Annotated in this window: 18 protein-coding genes and 2 pseudogenes; 2 read left to right on the top strand and 18 right to left on the bottom strand. The window is 65.0% G+C overall.

Annotation, left to right across the window (positions count from 1 at the left end; translation table 11 throughout):
- The 12 genes from narI to moaA form a co-directional block, all read right to left on the bottom strand.
- Positions 1–708: a respiratory nitrate reductase subunit gamma gene (narI, locus tag ACZ75I_RS10930; protein ID WP_005416840.1), complete on the bottom strand. Its 708-nt coding sequence runs from the start codon at positions 706–708 to the stop codon at positions 1–3.
- On the bottom strand, positions 705–1,385 hold the full coding sequence (narJ, locus tag ACZ75I_RS10935; RefSeq protein ID WP_005416842.1) for a nitrate reductase molybdenum cofactor assembly chaperone: 681 nt from the start codon (positions 1,383–1,385) through the stop codon (positions 705–707). Before narJ ends, narI begins: the two co-directional genes overlap by 4 nt.
- On the bottom strand, positions 1,385–2,929 hold the full coding sequence (gene narH, locus ACZ75I_RS10940) for a nitrate reductase subunit beta (RefSeq protein ID WP_065177652.1): 1,545 nt from the start codon (positions 2,927–2,929) through the stop codon (positions 1,385–1,387). Before narH ends, narJ begins: the two co-directional genes overlap by 1 nt.
- Positions 2,929–6,672, bottom strand: coding sequence for a nitrate reductase subunit alpha (locus ACZ75I_RS10945; RefSeq protein ID WP_262219953.1), 3,744 nt, complete (start codon positions 6,670–6,672; stop codon positions 2,929–2,931). The genes narH and ACZ75I_RS10945 overlap by 1 nt, the downstream gene beginning before the upstream one ends.
- A gap of 72 nt (positions 6,673–6,744) precedes the next feature.
- Positions 6,745–8,163 (bottom strand): NarK family nitrate/nitrite MFS transporter, encoded by a 1,419-nt coding sequence (locus ACZ75I_RS10950; protein WP_053499738.1) that lies wholly within the window; start codon positions 8,161–8,163, stop codon positions 6,745–6,747.
- A gap of 144 nt (positions 8,164–8,307) precedes the next feature.
- Entirely contained in the window at positions 8,308–8,673 is a 366-nt protein-coding gene (locus tag ACZ75I_RS10955) for a hypothetical protein (protein ID WP_346476483.1), read from the bottom strand.
- Positions 8,670–9,212 (bottom strand): molybdenum cofactor guanylyltransferase, encoded by a 543-nt coding sequence (gene mobA / locus ACZ75I_RS10960; protein ID WP_180866869.1) that lies wholly within the window; start codon positions 9,210–9,212, stop codon positions 8,670–8,672. The genes ACZ75I_RS10955 and mobA overlap by 4 nt, the downstream gene beginning before the upstream one ends.
- 108 nt (positions 9,213–9,320) lie before the next feature.
- Positions 9,321–9,821, bottom strand: coding sequence for a molybdenum cofactor biosynthesis protein MoaE (locus tag ACZ75I_RS10965; RefSeq protein ID WP_049444673.1), 501 nt, complete (start codon positions 9,819–9,821; stop codon positions 9,321–9,323).
- A 3-nt stretch (positions 9,822–9,824) separates the two neighbouring features.
- Complete coding sequence (locus tag ACZ75I_RS10970) at positions 9,825–10,085, bottom strand: MoaD/ThiS family protein (protein WP_099553422.1); 261 nt, start codon at positions 10,083–10,085, stop codon at positions 9,825–9,827.
- Complete coding sequence (locus ACZ75I_RS10975; RefSeq protein WP_180866867.1) at positions 10,085–11,338, bottom strand: molybdopterin molybdotransferase MoeA; 1,254 nt, start codon at positions 11,336–11,338, stop codon at positions 10,085–10,087. Before ACZ75I_RS10975 ends, ACZ75I_RS10970 begins: the two co-directional genes overlap by 1 nt.
- Positions 11,338–12,333 (bottom strand): bifunctional molybdenum cofactor biosynthesis protein MoaC/MoaB, encoded by a 996-nt coding sequence (gene moaCB, locus ACZ75I_RS10980; protein ID WP_043033279.1) that lies wholly within the window; start codon positions 12,331–12,333, stop codon positions 11,338–11,340. The genes ACZ75I_RS10975 and moaCB overlap by 1 nt, the downstream gene beginning before the upstream one ends.
- An 8-nt stretch (positions 12,334–12,341) precedes the next feature.
- Positions 12,342–13,322: a GTP 3',8-cyclase MoaA gene (moaA, locus tag ACZ75I_RS10985; protein WP_472957855.1), complete on the bottom strand. Its 981-nt coding sequence runs from the start codon at positions 13,320–13,322 to the stop codon at positions 12,342–12,344.
- Positions 13,323–13,516: 194 nt separating this feature from the next.
- On the opposite strand from moaA, the gene ACZ75I_RS10990 reads away from it, so the two are divergent.
- A complete protein-coding gene (locus tag ACZ75I_RS10990) occupies positions 13,517–13,921 on the top strand; it encodes a ribonucleotide reductase subunit alpha (RefSeq protein ID WP_065185691.1) in 405 nt (134 codons plus the stop codon).
- Here ACZ75I_RS10990 and ACZ75I_RS10995 read toward each other — a convergent pair.
- Positions 13,915–14,244, bottom strand: a complete 330-nt coding sequence (locus ACZ75I_RS10995) for a hypothetical protein (protein ID WP_019659894.1) — start codon at positions 14,242–14,244, stop codon at positions 13,915–13,917. The two genes, ACZ75I_RS10990 and ACZ75I_RS10995, sit on opposite strands and share 7 nt — an antisense overlap.
- Positions 14,245–14,816: 572 nt before the next feature.
- Between ACZ75I_RS10995 and ACZ75I_RS11000 the strand changes: the two genes are divergently transcribed.
- On the top strand, positions 14,817–15,191 hold the full coding sequence (locus ACZ75I_RS11000; RefSeq protein ID WP_164282633.1) for a hypothetical protein: 375 nt from the start codon (positions 14,817–14,819) through the stop codon (positions 15,189–15,191).
- Between the two features lie 19 nt (positions 15,192–15,210).
- Here ACZ75I_RS11000 and ACZ75I_RS11005 read toward each other — a convergent pair whose 3' ends face one another.
- From ACZ75I_RS11005 to ACZ75I_RS11025, 5 genes and pseudogenes are all read right to left on the bottom strand, one after another.
- Positions 15,211–15,597: a hypothetical protein gene (locus ACZ75I_RS11005; protein ID WP_111129160.1), complete on the bottom strand. Its 387-nt coding sequence runs from the start codon at positions 15,595–15,597 to the stop codon at positions 15,211–15,213.
- Positions 15,598–15,841: 244 nt separating this feature from the next.
- Positions 15,842–16,231 carry a hypothetical protein gene (locus tag ACZ75I_RS11010; protein ID WP_070489794.1) on the bottom strand — a complete coding sequence of 130 codons (390 nt, stop codon included), beginning with the start codon at positions 16,229–16,231 and terminating at the stop codon, positions 15,842–15,844.
- Positions 16,232–16,718: 487 nt separating this feature from the next.
- Complete coding sequence (locus ACZ75I_RS11015; RefSeq protein WP_005416874.1) at positions 16,719–17,048, bottom strand: hypothetical protein; 330 nt, start codon at positions 17,046–17,048, stop codon at positions 16,719–16,721.
- Positions 17,049–17,432: 384 nt separating this feature from the next.
- A pseudogene (locus ACZ75I_RS11020) lies at positions 17,433–17,750 on the bottom strand (RHS repeat-associated core domain-containing protein); the annotation flags it as partial.
- A gap of 406 nt (positions 17,751–18,156) precedes the next feature.
- Positions 18,157–19,155: pseudogene (locus ACZ75I_RS11025) on the bottom strand (RHS repeat domain-containing protein); the annotation flags it as partial.
- Between the last annotated feature and the right edge of the window lie 7 nt (positions 19,156–19,162).

Raw genomic sequence — 19,162 nt, forward strand, 5'->3', positions numbered from 1 at the left:
TTACTCCCGCGGCCCATAGCGCAGCGTGGCCTGACGGCGGCGCACCACCTGGTAGGGCCGCCACAGGTAACTGATCGGAATGCTCCATACATGCACCAGGCGGGTGAACGGCGCGATCAGGAACAGGGTCAGGCCCAGGAAGATATGCATCTTGTAGACCCAGCTGACGCCCTCGATGTAATCAGCGGCTCCGGCACGGAAGGTCACGATGTGCTGCGCCCACTCGGCCAGCTGCACCATCACCCCACCGTCCAGGTGACCGGACGAGACGCGGATGCTGTACAGGCCCAGGCACAGCTGCGCGAACAGCAGCACCAGCACCAGGGTGTCACCGAAGCTGCCGGTAGCCCGAACACGCGCATTGAACAGGCGGCGTACCAGCAGGATGCTGATGCCGATGAAGCACAGTGCGCCGAACACACCACCGACCACCATCGCCAGCATCTGCTTCTGCGAGGAGGTGATGAAGTGCTCGTACACCGCGTGCGGCGTCAGCAGCCCGACCAGGTGGCCGCCGAGGATGGCCAGGATGCCGATGTGGAAGCAGTTGCTGCCGAGCCGCATGCCCTTGTCCGACAGCATCTGACTGGAGCCGGTGCGCCAGGTGTACATGGCCTTGTCATAGCGGGCCCAGCTGCCGATCAGCAGCACTGCCACGGCGATGTACGGGTAGTACTGGAAGGCGAATTGATGCAGGGAGTAACTCATGGCTGGACCTCACGATGCGAAGGACGGGCCGGCGAACGCACGGGCGGCTTGCAGTCTTCGGCAGGGGCTTCGGCGCCGAAGCGCACCGCCTCCTCCTCCCACAAGCGGTCCATGGCCTCGGCGGTATCGTCGCGGACTTCCTCGCTGGCACGCTGGCGCAGCGCCTGCAGATCGGCCTTGCCGTCACCGGCTTCGACCAGGATCTCGAACAGCACCCGGTGCGGCAGCTCACGCTCGGCGGCACGCGCGGCCAGCATGCCGGCGATATGGCCGATGTGGTGCAGCCACTCGCGGGCCTCGCTACCGGGGCGGTGGGCCAGGAACTCCAGCAGCAACGGCAGGTAATCCGGCAGCTCGCGGGCATCCAGTTCGAAGCCGTTGCGGCGGTAGGTTTCGACCAGATCGACCATGGCCTGGCCGCGGTCGCGCGACTCGCCATGGATGTGTTCGAAAAGCAACAGGCTCATCGAACGGCCGCGGTCGAAACTGGCCAGCCACGCCGCCTGTGCATCCAGCGCATCGGTGGCCAGCAGCTGCTGCACGAAGCTGCGCAGCTGCTGGCGGCGGGCGGGGTTCAGCGCCGGGTCGTCACAGGCGGCGAGCAGCTCCTCGCCGTGCTCCCACAGTTCCTCGCGGGGGTAGTCCAGCAACACCCCGACCAGCTTGAGCACGCTCATCACACCACCTCCTTGCGGCGCTGGTTCGGGCCTTTGTCCACCACGAAGGTGGTGGTCTTGCGCTGCCCGAACAGGTCCGCCGGGCTGTCACCATTGCAGCCGTTTCCGAAGCTGAAGCCGCAGCCGCCGCGCTCACCGAAGGCGTCGTTGGCGTACTCGCGGTGGCCGGTCGGAATCACGAAACGGTCCTCGTAGTTGGCAATGGCCAGATAGCGGTACATCTCTTCCACCTGGGCGATGCTCAGCCCGGTCTGTTCCAGCACGGCGGTGTCTTCCACGCCGTCCACGTTCTTGGCCCGGCGCCAGGCACGCATCGCCATCAGCCGCTCCAGCGCGCGTACCACCGGCGCCTCGTCACCGGCCGTCAGCAGGTTGGCCAAATAGCGCATCGGGATGCGCAGCGACGCCACGTCCGGCAGCTCGCCGCTCATGCCCACGCGGCCACGCTCGGCGGCGGACTGGATCGGCGACAGCGGCGGCACATACCAGACCATCGGCAGCGTGCGGTATTCCGGGTGCAGCGGCAGCGCCAGCTTCCAGTCGATCGCCAGCTTGTACACCGGCGACTGCTTGGCCGCATCCAGCCAGCTGTCCGGGATGCCTTCCTTGCGCGCGGCGGCGATCACAGCCGGATCGTTCGGGTCCAGGAAGATGTCCAGGTGGGCCTGGTACAGGTCCTTCTCGGCGGCTACCGAAGCGGCCTCGGCGATGCGGTCGGCGTCGTACAGCATCACGCCCAGGTAGCGGATGCGGCCCACGCAGGTTTCCGAGCACACGGTTGGCTCACCCATCTCGATGCGCGGGTAGCAGAAGATGCACTTCTCCGACTTGCCGCTCTTCCAGTTGTAGTAGATCTTCTTGTACGGGCACGCCGACACGCACATGCGCCAGCCGCGGCACTTGTCCTGGTCGATCAGCACGATGCCGTCTTCCTCGCGCTTGTAGATCGCGCCCGAGGGGCACGCCGAGACGCACGCCGGGTTCAGGCAGTGCTCGCACAGGCGCGGCAGGTACATCATGAAGGTCTTTTCGAAGGCGCCGTAGATCTCCTTCTGCACCTGGTCGAAGTTGTAGTCGCGTGAGCGCTTGCTGAACTCCGAACCGAGGATCTCCTCCCAGTTCGGGCCCCACTCGATCTTCTGCATGCGCTCGCCACTGATCAGCGAACGCGGGCGTGCGGTGGGCTGGTGCTGGCTGTCCTTGGCGGTGTGCAGGTTCTGGTAGTCGAAATCGAACGGCTCGTAGTAGTCGTCGATCTGCGGCAGGTCCGGGTTGGCGAAGATCTTGGCCAGCATGCGCCAGCGGCCACCTGCGCGTGGCACCAGCTTGCCGGCGCGGCTGCGCACCCAGCCGCCGTTCCACTTGTCCTGGTTCTCCCATTCCTTCGGGTAGCCGATGCCCGGCTTGGTTTCCACGTTGTTGAACCAGGCGTACTCGACGCCCTCGCGCGAGGTCCAGACGTTCTTGCAGGTGATCGAGCAGGTATGGCAGCCGATGCACTTGTCCAGGTTCAGCACCATCGCGATCTGTGCACGGACCTTCATCACACCACCTCCTTTACAGCTGCAGGTACTGCCTCATCGTCCAGCCAATCGATCTTGTCCATCTTTCGCACGATCACGAACTCGTCGCGGTTGGTTCCGCAGGTGCCGTAGTAGTTGAAGCCATAGGCCAGCTGCGCGTAGCCGCCGATCATGTGGGTCGGCTTGAGCACGATGCGGGTCACCGAGTTGTGGATGCCGCCGCGGGTGCCGGAAATCTCCGAGCCCGGCACGTTGATGATGCGTTCCTGCGCGTGGTACATCATCGCCATGCCCGGCATCACGCGCTGGCTGACCACCGCACGCGCGGCGATCGCACCGTTGACGTTGAACAGCTCGATCCAGTCGTTGTCGACGATGCCGGCACTGCGCGCGTCGTCCTCGCTGATCCACACGATCGGACCACCGCGCGACAGCGTCTGCATGATCAGGTTGTCGCTGTAGGTGCTGTGGATGCCCCACTTCTGGTGCGGGGTGATCCAGTTCAGCACGATCTCCTTGTTGCCGTTCGGGCGCTGGTTCAGCAGCGGCTCCACCGTGCGCGTGTTGACGGGCGGGCGATAGCTCATGAAGGCCTCGCCGAAGTCGATCATCCATTCGTGGTCCTGGTAGAACTGCTGGCGACCGGTCACCGTGCGCCACGGAATCAGCTCGTGCACGTTGGTATAGCCGGCGTTGTAGCTGACGTTGTCGTCTTCCAGTCCCGACCAGATCGGCGAAGAGATGATCTTGCGCGGCTGCGCCTGGATGTCACGGAAGCGGATCGCCTCGTGCTCCTTGCCCACCGCCAGATGCGTATGCTCGCGACCGGTGAAGGCGCCCAGCGATTCCCAGGCCTTCACCGCCACGTGGCCGTTGGTTTCCGGCGCCAGGTGCAGGATTACTTCGGCCGCGTCGATCGCGGTCGAGATGGCCGGGCGCCCCTGGCTTATGCCTTCTTCGTGCACGGTGTGGTTCAACTTGCCGAGGAACTCGACCTCGTGCTTCGTGTCCCAGCTCATGCCCTTGCCGCCGTTGCCCTGCTTGTCCAGCAGTGGGCCGAGCGAGGTGAACTTGCGGTACAGGTTCGGGTAGTCACGCTCCACCACCGTCATCGACGGCATGGTCTGGCCCGGAATGGCCTCGCACTCGCCCTTCTTCCAGTCGGCTACGCCGAACGGCATGCCCAGCTCGTTGGGGGTGTCGTGCAGGGTCGGCACCAGCACCAGGTCCTTCTCCACGCCCAGCACGCCCGGCGCCATCTCGCTCACGGTGCGGGCCACCTCCTTGAAGATGTCCCAGTCGCTGCGCGATTCCCACGCAGGGTCCACCGCCTTGGACAGCGGGTGGATGAACGGGTGCATGTCCGAGGTGTTGAGGTCGTCCTTCTCGTACCAGGTTGCCGTCGGCAGCACGATGTCCGAGTACAGCGCGGTGGTGCACATGCGGAAGTCGAGCGTGACCAGCAGGTCCAGCTTGCCTTCCGGCGCCTCGTCGCGCCACTTCACCTCCTGCGGCTTCACTGCGCCCATTTCGCCCAGGTCCTTGCCCTGCAGCCCGTGGCGCGTACCCAGCAGGTGCCGCAGCATGTACTCGTGGCCCTTGCCCGAGGAACCGAGCAGGTTCGAGCGCCAGATGAACATCATGCGCGGGTGGTTCTGACTGGCGTCCGGGTCGGCGAAGGCGAAGTCCAGCGAGCCATCCTTGAACTTGCCCAGCGCGTAGTCCGCCGGGGCCACGCCGGCCGCTTCGGCCTCGCGCACCAACTGCAGCGGGTTGCGGTCCAGCTGCGGGGTGCTCGGCAGCCAGCCCATGCGCACCGCGCGCAGGTTCAGGTCAGCCAGGCTGCCGCTGTACTTGCGGGCATCGGCCAGCGGCGACAGCAGCTCGTCCACCTGCAGCTTCTCGTAACGCCACTGCCCGGTGTTGAAATAGAAGAACGAGGTGCCGTTCATGTGGCGCGGCGGCTTGCTCCAGTCCAGGCCGAACGCGAGCGGCTGCCAGCCGGTCTGCGGGCGCAGCTTCTCCTGGCCCACGTAATGCGCCCAGCCGCCGCCGGTCTGGCCCACGCAACCACACATGATCAGCATGTTGATCAGGCCGCGGTAGTTCATGTCGTTGTGGAACCAGTGGTTCATGCCCGCGCCGACGATGATCATCGAGCGGCCGTGGGTCTTGTCGGCGGTACGCGCGAACTCGCGGGCGATCTCGATCACCTCGGCGCGCGACACGCCGGTGATGCGCTCCTGCCACGCCGGCGTGCCCGGCACCCTGTCATCGAAGCTCGATGCCACGTTGCCGCCGCCAAAGCCACGGTCCACGCCGTACTGGGCCAGCAGCAGATCGTAGACCGTGGCCACCAGCGTCTCGCCGCCGTCGACCGTGGCCAGGCGGCGCACCGGAATGTTGCGGTCCAGTACGTCTTCGGCCGGTGCGGCGGTCCAGCCGTCGCTTTCAAGGCCACCGAAGTACGGGAAGCTCACCGCCTCGATGCCGTCGTTGGCGTCGGACAAGCTCAGGCGCAGGCGCGTGTCGGCGCCATTGCTGGCCTTCTCTTCGATGTTCCAGCGGCCCTTTTCACCCCAGCGGAAACCGATCGAGCCATTGGGCACCACGATCTGGCCGCTGTTCTCGTCGTAGGCCAGGGTCTTCCAGTCCGGGTTGTTGGCTTCACCCAGCCCGCCCAGCTCACTGGCGCGCAGGAAGCGGCCCGCCACCAGGCGGCCATCGTCGCGGCGCTCCAGGCGCACCAGCATCGGCATGTCCGAGTACTGGCGGCAGTAGTCCTGGAAATACTGCGAGGGCGAATCGACATGGAACTCACGCAGGATCACATGGCCGAACGCAAACGCCAGCGCCGCGTCGGTGCCCTGCTTGGGGTGCAGCCAGTGGTCGGTCAGCTTGGCCAGCTCGGAATAGTCCGGGCAGATCGCCACCGTCTTGGTGCCGTTGTAGCGCGCCTCGGTGAAGAAGTGCGCATCGGGCGTACGCGTCTGCGGCACGTTCGAGCCCCAGGCGATGATGTAGCGGCTGTTGTACCAGTCGGCCGATTCGGGCACGTCGGTCTGCTCGCCCCAGATCTGCGGCGAGGCCGGCGGCAGATCGCAGTACCAGTCGTAGAACGACAGGCAGGCGCCGCCCAGCAGCGACAGGTAACGCGCGCCGGCGGCGTAGGACACCATCGACATCGCCGGAATCGGCGAGAAGCCGACCACGCGGTCCGGGCCGTACTGCTTCACCGTGTACAGATTGGAAGCGGCGATGATCTCGTTGGCCTCTTCCCACTGCAGCCGCACGAAGCCGCCCATGCCGCGGCGGGTCTTGTACGAACGCGCCTTCTCCTTGTCTTCAACAATGCTGGCCCAGGCATCGACCGGGGCCTTGCTCCTGCGCGCTTCGCGCCACAGGCGCAGCAGCGTGCCGCGGATCAGCGGGTACTTCAGCCGGTTGGCGCTGTACAGGTACCAGGAGTAGCTGGCGCCACGCGGGCAGCCACGCGGTTCATGGTTGGGCAGGTCCGGACGCGTGCGCGGGTAATCGGTCTGCTGGGTTTCCCAGGTGACCAGGCCGTTCTTGACGTAGATCTTCCAGCTGCAGGAGCCGGTGCAGTTCACCCCATGGGTGGACCGCACGATCTTGTCGTACTGCCAGCGGGCGCGGTAACTGTTTTCCCAGTCGCGGCCCTCGCTCTTGGCAAATCCATGGCCATCGGCAAAGGTCTGGGGGTCACGCTTGAAGAACTGCAAGCGATCGAGGAAATAACTCATCGGGGATCTCCCTTTGCGGACATCGGCATCGTGGCTGTGTGTGTCATCTGGCTGCGGTGCGTTTTCATGTCGTCAGCAGGGTGTCTCGGCACCGCGCCGGTAGTACCACCACCAGGTCACGGCCAGGCAGGTGACATAGAAAACAACGAATCCGTACAGCGCCATGTCGGGGCTGCCGGTCAACGTAATGGACGAGCCGTAGCTCTTGGGAATGAAGAAACCGCCGTAGGCGCCGATCGCACCGGAAAAGCCGACCACCGCAGCCGACTCGATGCTGGCCTGGTGCGCGGCGGTAGCCTTGCCCTCGGCGTTGTCGTTGGCCGACCAGCGCTCATGCAGCGTGCGGAAGATCACCGGGATCATGCGGAAGGTCGTGCCGTTGCCGATGCCACTGAGCACGAACAGCGCCATGAAGCTGAGCAGGAAGCCATGGAAGTTGCCGCCCTGGCCATCGCTGGGCAGGAAGTGCAACACACCGAACACCGCGGCGATCATCAGCGCGAACACCCAGAAGGTCAGGCGTGCGCCACCCCAGCGGTCGGCCATGCTGCCACCCACCGAGCGCATCAGTGCGCCCAGCAGCGGGCCGATGAAGGCGTAGGCCAGCGGGTTCACGTCCGGGAACTGGCTCTTCACCAGCATCGGGAAGCCGGCCGAGAAACCGATGTAGGAACCGAAGGTACCGATGTACAACCAGCACATCAGCCAGTTGTGCTTGCGGCGGAAGATCACCGCCTGCTCGGAGAACGACGAGCGGGCGCTGGTCAGGTCGTTCATGCCGAACCAGGCCGCGATGGCGCACAGCGCGATGGCCGGCACCCAGATGAAGCCGGCGTTCTGCAGGAACAGCGGTGCCCCACCCTCCACCGTGGGCTGCGGTGCACCACCCAGCGCACCGAACACGCCTACAGTGATGACCAGCGGGATCACCGCCTGCGCCACCGACACGCCCACATTGCCCAGGCCAGCGTTCAGGCCCAGCGCCAGGCCCTGCTTCTGCTTGGGATAGAAGAAGGAGATGTTGGACATCGACGATGAGAAGTTCGCGCCACCGAAGCCGCACAGGATCGCGATGGCCACGAACACCCAGTACGGCGTGGCCGGGTCCTGCACCGCAAAGCCGAGCCAGAGCGTCGGCGCCAGCAGCGAGGCGGTCGACAGCGCGGTCCAGCGGCGGCCGCCGAAGATCGGGATCACGAACGAATAGAAGATGCGCAGGGTCGCGCCGGACAGGCTGGGCAGCGCCACCAGCCAGAACAGCTGGTCGGTGCTGAAGTTGAAGCCGATCTTCGGCAGGCTGATCGACACCGCCGAGAACAGCACCCAGACCGAGAAGGCCAGCAGCAGCGAGGGGATCGAGATGACCAGGTTGCGGGTGGCAACCCGCTTGCCGGTGCGCTCCCAATAGCCGGGGTCCTCCGGCGTCCAGTCGCTGATGACGCGACCCGGACGGGCGGTGCTGCGGACAACAGGATCGCTACCGACGGTCATACATGGCTCCAAGGCTGTGGAATGACGTGGGTATTGCTTTCAAGTTGTGACCCGTCGTCGTGCAGCCATTAGGCCGTGCGGCAACTACGACGGGGTTGATCTGGATCAATCAGGGGCCGGTTTTCACCCTGCCCCTGACAAATGTCAAACCGATGAAGCGGTATTGCGGCGCGTGACTCCGCGCTGGCGCACGCTGTCGCGCACGTCCACATCGAACTGCAGCTGAAGCCGGCTGCCATCTTCCAGGGCAATGTCGAATGGCAGGCCATCCCGGCACGGCAGCCGCGCCGCCAAGGCCTCAACCGCCGGGCGCGGCAGCACCAGGCGGCAGAAGGTGCCACCATCGAGCAGCACCGGCCGCTCGCCGCCATGCAGCGACACCGCCATGCCCCAGCCCTCGATACCGCCGAAGCGGGTGATGTTCTCGACCGATTCACCGGCCAGCAGGCGCGCCAGTTCGGCCTCGTCCAGGCGAAGCCGTACCGATTGGTCCTGCAACTGCACTTTCATGACGCAACATCCTCCCATTGTTCGGGGGTATTGCAGTTGACCAGCCCGGCCTCGTCAACCGGCGCCAGGGCCACGGAATTCACGCCAAGACGGCGCTGCAGGGCCTGCAGCGAGCGCGGGCCGTCCGGGTCACCCAGCATCGATTCAAGTGCGTTGCGACAAGCATCGTCTATATCCACCAGCATGGGCAGGGGGTGGCCCGCAAAGATCGTGCATGGACCGCGATGGCCGTCACGCAATTGCTGCAGCAGTCGTGGTGGCAGCAGCGGCGTATCCACCGGCACCACCCAGGCCGGGCCATCGGGCATGCGCATCGCCACGCTGTAGAGCCCGCCCAGCGGCCCACAACGTGCCACGCGGTCCGGCACGCCGCCGAACGCCGGGTAATTTCCGCTGACCCAGACCTCGCGTGCGCCAGCCTGCATCAACAGACCCCGCATGTGTTCCAGCAGCGTGCGGCCCTGCCACGGCAGCAGCGCCTTGTCGCGACCCATCCGGGTGGACAGGCCACCGGCAAGCACGATGCCGTTGATGCTCATCGCAGTAGAGCCACGCCATGCGTGGCTGCGCCGGCCGGATGCGCGGGAAAGGGCTCATCCACGCATGGCGTGGATCTACTGAACCCCGCACCCCCCTGAAGGGCGGGGTCAATGCTGGTGATCGTGCGCATGGTCATGGGCATGAGCGGGTTCGCTGTCCGCATGGCACAGGCTGCAACCCTCGCTCCACTCGCTGTCGCCGTCCTCGTAATGCTCCTGCTTCCAGATCGGGCACTGGTGTTTCACCACCTCGATCAACTGCCGGCAGGCGCGGAACGCTTCGTCGCGGTGCGGGCTGCCGGCGGCCACCACCACCGCCACATCGCCGATGCCCAACCGGCCCTTGGCGTGGGCCACATACAGCTTCAGCTTCGGACCGAACGTCGCCTCGACCTCGGCGGCCAGGCGCTTGAACTCGTTCAGCACCAGCGGCTCGAACAGGTCGTAGGTGATCCCGGTCACCGGCCGGCCGATGTTGACGTCACGCACCTTGCCGATGAACACGTCGATGCCGCCGAAGCCCGGATCGGAGACCGCGGCGATGCCCTCGGCCGGATCGATCGCCGCCTGCGCGCGATCCACCACCTTGGCGATGATCTTCTCGCTCATCGCTCAGCCCCCGCTCACCGGCGGCAGGATCGCCACCCGGCCATCGTCGGGCAGCGCCTCGTGGTCGCGCAGCACGCGTTGCTGGTCGGCGAACGCCGAGTAGTCCAGCAGGCCGGCGCGGAAACCCGGCCAACGCAGCGGCAGCAGTTCGCGCAGCGCCTGGCGCAGATCGGCCACGGTGTCACCGGCCACATCCACGGCAATCTCACGGCTGGCATCCAGGTCGGAAAACGCACCGAACAACTGCAGATTCACTTGTTTCATCATGACTCCTGGCTCACCAGCTGCACCGGTTCGTGGTGACCCCAGCCCTGCACGCGCACGTAGGTGCCAGCGCTGGCCAGGTCTCCCTCGGCCTCCAGCACCACCCAGGCGTTGGCCTGCAGCATGGACATCAAACGGAACGACTCCTGCCCGGACAGCACGCGCGCACTCAGGCGGCCCTGCGCGTCCACTTCCACCCGGGCCCGCGCATGAAAGCGCAGGCCCGGCGGCGTGCGCACGTCGGCCTGCAGCGGCAACATCAGCACCGGCTCCGGTGCCAGCCCCAGCAGGCGGCGCAGCACCGGCTCGACAAAGAAGCGCTGGCCCACGGCAGCCGACACCGGGTTGCCCGGCAGGCCGAAGTACAGCGCGCCATTGGGCAGCACCGCGAACAGCAACGGCTTGCCGGGGCGGATCGCCACCTTGTGGAACACGATGCGCGCACCTCGGCCACGCAGCGCGTCGGGAATGAAATCGTAGCGGCCGGCCGACACTGCGCCGGTGCTGATCAACAGCTGCGCACCCGCGGCCAGCGCTGCATCCAGCACCGCATTGAATGCGGCCACCTCATCGCCCACCGTGCCCTGCCAGACCACCTCGGCACCGGCGGCCTGCAGGCGGCCCACCAGGTACGGCCGGTTGCTGTCACGGATCTGCCCGGATTCCAGCGCCTGCGCCGCCTCGGTCACCAGTTCCTTGCCGGTGGCGATCACCGCTGCCTTTGGCCGCGCCACCACCGCCACCTCGCCCACGCCGATCGCATGCAGCAGAGTGCGCGCGTTGATGTCCAGCACCTGCCCGGCCTGCAGCACGCGCTCGCCGTCGCTAACGTCTTCGCCGCGCAGGCGCACGTTCTGGCCTGGCTTCACCGTGCCCTTCAGGGCAATGCGGGTCGGGCGGCCGTCCTCGCTGGCGAGGATCTCCACGTTCTCGACCGGTACCACCGTATCCAGCCCGGCCGGCATGCGCGCACCGGTCATGATTTCCCAGGCCCCCTCGCCGCCTTCGGCGCCGGCATCGCCGGCTGCCTGCCAGCCCTGCACCGCGAATTCGGTACCGGCTTCGAACGTCGCGCCGTTGGCGCGCAGCGCGAAGCCGTCCATCGCCGAATTGTCGAACGGCGGCAGCGACTGCGCGCTGTGGATGTCACTGGCCAGGGTACGGCCGCCGGCCTCATGCAGCGGCAGATGCTCGGCCGGCAGCGGCTTGGCCGCGTCCAGCAGGTGCTGCAAGGCATCGCTGTAGGCAATCATCAGTGGCCATCCCCCTCGACCATCGCCAGGGCATGGCCCAGTACCGGCGCCAGGATATCCAGGCACTGCGCCGCCGCCTTCGGGCTGCCGGGCAATGCGAACACCAGCATGTTGCCCAGCTGTACCACCTCGGCGCGGCTCAGCCAGGCCATCGGCGTGTGCTGCGCACTCAGGGCCCGCACCATCTGCGCCAGGCCATGCACGGGCCTCGCGTTCAAGGAACGCAGCGCCTCCGGGGTCAGGTCACGCGGGCCCAGCCCGGTACCACCGGTACACAGGCACAGGCGCACGCCCTCGGCAGCCAAGGCCTGCAGGCGGCCCGCCAACGGCTCGATGCCATCGGGCAGCACTTCGGCGGCCACTACGTCGCCACCCAGCTTTCTCAGGCCGGTCACCAGGGTCGGGCCGGACACATCCTCATAAGTGCCTTCGCTGGCGCGATCGCTCAGCGTAATCACCGCGCAGGCCGCACCCTCCAACCCCTTAGGTGCACGTGGGTTGAAACGCACGCGCTCGGCCTCGTCCATGCCATCCGGGTGCAGCCAGACCCCGCGCTTGCCGCCTTCCTTGAACAGCAGGCGGATGCCTTCGATGCGCAGTGCCGGTTCCACTGGCTTGCTCAGGTCGTACAGGGTCAGCAACGCCGCGTTGACACCAGCCAGCGCCTCCATCTCGACGCCGGTGCGTGCCTCGCTGGCGCACTCGCACCACACGCGGATCGCCTGCCGCTCCGGCACCGGTGCGCAGAACACCTGCACCAGTTCCAGCGGCAGCGGATGGCACAGCGGCATCAGCATCGACGCCATCTTGGCGCCCTGCAGGCCGGCAATCTCGGCCATCACCAGCGCATCGCCTTTGGGCAGGCGGCGCTCGACGATCAGCGGATAGGCCACTGGACCGGCATGCAGCTCGCCCACCGCCACCGCACGGCGGCGGCTGATGCGCTTGTTACGGACATCGGCCATATGGAAGGCCGCGTTCAATTCCCCACTCATCGTGTTGCTCATCCTCCGATGGAGGCCAGGTGCGGGGTCAGCCCGGTCTGGCCCTGGTGCAGTCCATGCCCGGCCGCTTTCAGGCCAAGCTGTGTGGTGATGCGTGCCAGCAGCGCGTCATGGTCCTCATCGCGCTGCAGCAGCGGGCGCAGCGGTACGCCGAACTCGCCGAACAGGCACAGCCGCAGGTCGCCCTTGGCGGTCACCCGCAGGCGGTTGCAGCCCTTGCAGAAGTCACGCGAATACGGGGCAATGATGCCGATGCTGCCGCGATGGTCGGGGTGGCCGAACTCGCGCGCCGGGCCGGCGTCGGCGGCGCGCGGACGCTCGTGCCAGCCAGCGGCCAGCAGCTGCTCGATCACCACGTCGGCGCGCAGGTGGTGGCGCTGGAAATAGGCTTCGTTGTCGCCGGTGCGCATCAGTTCGATGAAGCGCACGTTGAAGGGGCGGCCACGCAGGTAGTCCATCCACTGCGGCAACTCGTCATCGTTCAGGCCACGCAGCAGCACCGCGTTGAGCTTGATCGCCGGCAGGCCCAGCGCCTGCGCCAGCGCCAGGCCCTGCTGGATCTCCGGCAGGCGGTCGTGCCCGGTGATGGTCTTGAAGCGTTCGCGCTGCAGGCTGTCCATGCTCACGTTCAGCGCAGTCAGGCCCGCCCGGTGCCAGCCCGGCAGGCGCCGCGGCAGCAGCGTGCCGTTGGTGGTGATGGCCACCTTGCGGATGCCCGGCACCGCCGCAACCGTGGCGATGATCTCGTCCAGGTCCTTGCGCAGGCTGGGCTCACCGCCGGTCAGGCGGATCTTGCTCATGCCCAGCGCGGCAAACGCACGCACCAGGCGCGAGATTTCATCCACCTGCAGGAAGCGCGGGCGGCCATCGGCCTGGTAACCGTCGGGCAGGCAGTAGCTGCAACGGAAGTTGCAGGCTTCGGTCAACGACAGGCGCAGGTACGGAAAGCTGCGTCCGAAACCGTCGGTGAGTTGGCTCATGGCTGGTCCACCTTGTTGCTCCACCGTCTTGCCTGTGCCCGGAACGGCCCGGATACCCTCGCCTGCTGGAACGATTGCCAGAGTACGCGGCCTTCAGTTCCATCGGCATGACTTAAATCAATCGCGTTCGGCCCCGCGCGGCAGGCGTTGTGGCAGCATGCGGCTTTCCGTGCAGCGGGCGTGTGACAACCCTCATGATGATGAACGATTTCCAGCAACTGCTGCACGCCGCCGGCGAGCAGGCTGAACCGCAACGCCTGCTGTTCGTATTCGTGCGCGCCGAGCTGCCCGAATCGCCCACCAGCGACCAGCGCGACCGTCATGACCGCCGCGAGGGCGGCACCCTGTCGCCGGTGCTGTGCGTGGACAAGCTGCCGGCCGAGGTGCCCAGCTTCCAGGCGCTGGCGGCCGAATCGACCACCACCGGCATCGACTGGGACCTGGTGTTCGTAGCGGCGCTGGATGGCCGTGGCGGTTTCGCGCCGAACAGCGACGAAGCCGCGCGCCCGTTGCAGCTGATGGTCAACGCCATCCATGACGGTCAGATCGGCCGCTTCGCCGCCTTCGACCGTGGCGGCGAGCCCGTTCAGTTCTATTGAGCCACCAGCTGCAGGGTCAGGAAGAAGATCACCAGCACGGTGTTCAGCCCCCAGGCCACGGTCAGCCCGCGCGCCGCCACGCCCAGGTTGGGGTTGTGCGCGGTGGGCGCCGCCCGCCAGACCGCCGGGATGATCCAGCCGGTATAGAGCAGCAGCACGGCAAATACCCCCAGCAGCAGCGGGGTGCGCTGGTTGGCCAGCGCCCAGAGGGCCACCGCCCACAGAATGTTGCTGGGAATGACGCCCTGCAGCCAGAACACACTCCACAGGCGGGAACGGCCTTGGGTGTCGGGGGTGGGGTGCAGCGAAGCGGTGGCGGTCATAAGTCTCCTTCTGTTTAGGAAACGTGCTGAACAAGCCTGCGCTTGGTGGCTGGGAACGTCAACCCGAGTCGCACGTCACGCTTTGGCGCCTGTAGACGCGGGCCATGCTCGACACAGGTCGCTCCCCGCAGAGCCTGTCGTCATCGCCCCTCCCCCTTTGTTCCCTAACGCCCCCCAACCTCGACATCTGTCGCAGATTGCACGGTGCGGGCGGACCGCCGCGCCAGCCAGCGCTGGCAGTGCTTAACAGCATGGGAGAATGCCGAAAGCGTCTCCAATCGAGTGATGTTTGCAACTCTTCTGATTGGCATTGCACAGCGCCAGGGGCTCAGATGGCGTGCCACCGGAAAAGGGTGGCCGGGTTTCGAATCCCGAGTTGGTCCTGAGTGATTGCGCTTGCCAGTCGGCGTCCACATTCCGTGGCGCCGGCTGGCAATCCGTCTGCCGGCTATGGCGGGCGGTGCGTGGGGGCGTTCGCGCCCACCGGCTTGGGACCAACCCGGATTCGAACCACGTACCGCCCGCCACTTTTATGGGTGGCGGCTACCGATTGCCCTGCACGGAGCCTTGCCATGAACGAGTCGGACTTCCCGCATCTGCACGCCTACTGCAGCACCGCCGGCGACGACGGTTCGCCACAAGCCGCGCCGCCAGTGGACAGGAACACCTTCATTGCCAACCTCCACCGCATCGGCTCCGGTGCGGCGGCCGACGGGCAACCCTGGCCGGAGCGTCACCAGCTGCCCGGGCGCTGCCTGGCCCTCGCCGATGCCGATTGCGCGCTGAGCGGGTTGCGGGTGGTGCTGGAAATGCTGCTGGCGGCGGAGCGCACCCGGCAGAACGGCGAACCCGGGCAGTACGTGGGCGACCGGGTGATGGAGGGGTTGGTCATGGCTTGCCAGTCGCTGTGCGCCCAGGCGGTGGGGCGGTTGCAGCCCGAAGGGTGAATGTCATGTGCAACGCCCTTCAGCGAGAACCGCCTTCCACCCGACATGCCAGCGGCGTAGCGCCCTTCGCCGAGGGAATCGCGAGTACATTCCAGCGCTCGGCCAAGGTGCGTTCGACGCGGAAAGAAAATGACCGTGCCTCGGCGGGCATCTTCCCTTCAGAGAAGCCGATGGCTATCTCGAAGCGATCCAATCCGAAGTTCCCCGCCTCCAGTCCAGAGCCATCTTCCCGCTTCACTCCGACGTAGACGACAGGGCGCTTCACGTCCACCTTTGCTCTGGCAAGCTGGCGATCCAATTCAGCGCTGCCATCGAAGTACTGCATTCCTTCGTCGTTGGCGATAGAGCTGAGGGTCTGCTTGAACCGATTCACGCCCTCTTGGTCATGCACGCAGAACTGGATCATCTTGAAGGGCCGCTTTCCTACAGCCCATGCGCCGCCAGAGAATCCAAGTCCGACTCCAATCAGAAGTAGTGCTGTCAGGATCCTCACCATCATCAAGGCCCCAGTTTGCAGAGTGTGGCGGACAACGTCGCCGCAGGGCCAAAAATCATGACCCCAAACACATCTCCGCTCGGTCTTCTCAGGCCGCTTCCCTTGGATGAGGGAGACCTTGTCGGGGGTGAGGAATCTTGGCACGGAATGTCCTTCAGGGCACTGCACCCGCCATCGGCAGATGCTCGATCCGCCATGTCCTGGCGTAGATGAGAATGACGCTTCCGGTCGAGGTGGTCTCGATACGGAAACACTTCAGGCCGGACAACGGATAGCCGACCGCCTTCCAACGATCAAGAAGATGAGCAAGCCCCGGCTCGTCGTCCTCGACCCTGGCGAACTCTATTCCCTCCTCCCCCAGTACGCCGAAGTTCATGAGCGCCGAGCACCCGTAGGCTTCCGAGAAGCAGACGGTTGCCTGCCGGCCGTCCGGCCAGCGCACGTGGACCTTTACCTCGTCGCATACGCCAGGTTTGCTCCTATCAATGTTGATGGCCAGCAACGTGGCGTCACACCATTCGAGAGAGTTGAAATCTTGGTTCATCTACTGGAATCCACCAGATGCATACCACGGTGGTGCGACCTCGTCCGCCCCTTCCTCTCTCTCACCACTCCTGAAGCTCCCCAAGGTTGAGATCCCGAGCATAGGAGCGCCGACTACTGATCAGCACCGGCTTGGATGCGAACCTCCGGCCGTCCGAGCATTCAACGGCGAATTGGTAGCTCTGGGGTTCCGGCCCTGCAACGACCATAATGGGCACCGCGAATGTGCTTCCAACCGGTTTCGACGAAACTACACCTTCGCCCTCCCCGAGCATGCTCAGCTCACAATCGAGAGCGCGAACGTCACCCTGACCAGGCGGCACGCTTCCCGAGACGCGCACGATCATATCGCCACCCAATGTTGCACAGCCGGCCAGAACCAGACCGGCCATGACAGCTGCGGCACACCTCACCTTTGGCATCCTCGGATCCTCAGTACGCACTGCGACGTCTCACGCATACAACCATTCAGGTACGCATCAACCTCATCAATAGATACCCGCCATGATACGAATGTAGTCGTCGAGCGAATCCACCCGCCGATTGACTGCAATACCCCGTTCTTTCGCGAGCGATTGAAGCTCGAATATTAAAACTCCATACCCCGAGTCCCAGCCATCAGCTTCACCAGGCGACAGTTCCTTCGAAAATCGATCTCCAGGACGGAGCTTCCCGGAGGGCAAACGAAGCTCGTCTGCAACATGCTCCAGCAGCTCCACTACGGTTTCCTGATCCAGGCCACTGTCCGCATAGTATTGGTCATAGAAGCCAGTTGGCGACAGCGCCTCTCTTTCTCTCATTTTTTCTTTCATTTCCATTCGCCTCCATCCACCGCCTGCGCTGCAGCCGCAATAGAGCATGGAGCCGACATCCCAGAACCCCTCCCATACAGTCGTCACCACGGCCACGCGCCCCAAAAGTCTTCCTGCCGAACTCCACGACGCTTGGACTGGACCGAATCAGCGTCCGTTTGCCGCCTGCTGCATCGCCTGCCCGGCCTGGGAACCCGCAGCATGCTGCCACGTCGTGGCATGGGGAGCGGCGCTGATGCCCGAGCCAGTGCTTCCAACTGCAGAATTGGCAGCAGCATTTGCCACCCGTGCGCCGGATGCGACTTCACCAGTTGTCGACGTACTTTCCGGCCCGCTAGCGCCAAGCCTGACCCAGTCCCACCGCCTCTCCGAAACGCAGTCGGCGAAGGTTGCCTGAAGCCTATGCGGATCATCTAGGGAAATCGGCATCGATCCAACATAGGCATAGGTGTTTACTCCACCTTCCAGCCCGATTGGATCACTCTGCGAGTACCGGCCCACCGCCGGGTCGTACTCGCGCTGGTAGTTGTAGAACAACCCACTCGCATCCGTGGCCTGCTGGCCCGGGAAGCGCAGCGCGAAGTCGACTACCACACCATCCCCGTCCGGGTCGGCACTCGGAATCTGGTTGCCGAACACTTCGCTCTTTCTGCTCCAAGCCGGGACATCGGGCGACCGAGCGATTGCCACGCGCGGCCAACCCGGATGACATCGAGTGAGCGCAACTTCGGCTTAGCTGACCTATTGCGCAGACGCGCTGGCCCGATGCGTGAGCATCGGAGGCAGCGCCGACATCAAGGGAGGTCCGTACTGACGGAAACAGAGCCGTCTTCCCTCAGCCAGACGTTCACGTAGGCATCTGGGGGAGGTATCCGATCGATCGACGCTCCTGCAGGAAGGATCTCCCAGCTGGTGATCGAGCCGCAAACTGTTTTATGGATCAACCTGCGACTGTCCAACCCCCGTCTGGCCAGTTCGGTAACAACCACTTCGGGAGGCTGGCGATCAAAGCCTTTGTAGGCAGTGCAACTCTTTCCCGTCTGACCCATGGGGTACGTTGAACTCTCAACCTCATCCCGGCACCCCACCTGGCCCAGAACGAGCCAGAGGATGGCTAGTATCCGAATGCATCGCATTGCCTGTTGCTCCTTTCCTTTACTGCCCTGCTGTAGGCCTTGTCTACTGCGGCGCCTCCGAGTCCTCCATCGCGCAGCCGAGTTGCACAGATCATCTGCTCTTGATATGCACGACACTCAAGCTCATTGGCGAGCTGCCGATGCTCGATCCCATCATATTCCCAGTCCTTTGGGAATGGGCTTGCACCTTTAGGCCTACCCACGCAGGCATTAGGAACCCTCTTATCCAATAACGCCTTATGGTTTCGCTCATGCATAACGGTGCATATCTTGTCGCAACCTGAATTGCAGACACTGACCAGGAATCCTCCATTGCCATCACAAGTAACCATTCCCAGCTGTCCGCCGCACGTACTTGTATCGAACACGGGCTCAAGCCCAAGTGGGTCAGCCGCGAGAAGCGGAGAGGCATTCGAATACCCGTACGCGGAAATGCCACCGGACAAGCCTATGGGATCCGCTTGCGTATAGCGTCCTGTCGCAGCGTCTTATTCGCGCTGGTAGTTGTAGAACAACCCACTCGCCTCCGTCGCCTGCTGGCCCGGGAAGCGCAACGCCAGCTCGAACACCACACCATCGCCATCCGGATCGGCACTCGGAATCTGGCTGCCGAACACCTCGCTCTTGTTGCTCCACTCCCAGATCGCGACATCACGCGCTGGATCGATCACGACACGCGGCGTGCCCAGATGATCCGGCTGCACGTAGGCCAGCTCCGGCACGCCGGTAGCCGGCACATTGATCAACGCCACCGGGTAGTTGTCCAGCCAGATGGCCAGCTGCTCCGCCTGGCCGGTGGCCGAGTAGTTGCCCAGCCACTGCCCTGCTTCGTCGTACAGGGTGATCTGCGCTACGCCACTACCCGAGGTAGGCAGCACGCGCACGCCGCGATGGTTGTAACCGTAGCTCTCAATTGTGGCGTCACCCAACTTCACCGAGCTCATGCGGTTGGCATCGTTGCAGGTGAAAGAGAAGCCCCGCGTG

This window comes from Stenotrophomonas sp. X (assembly GCF_055721025.1).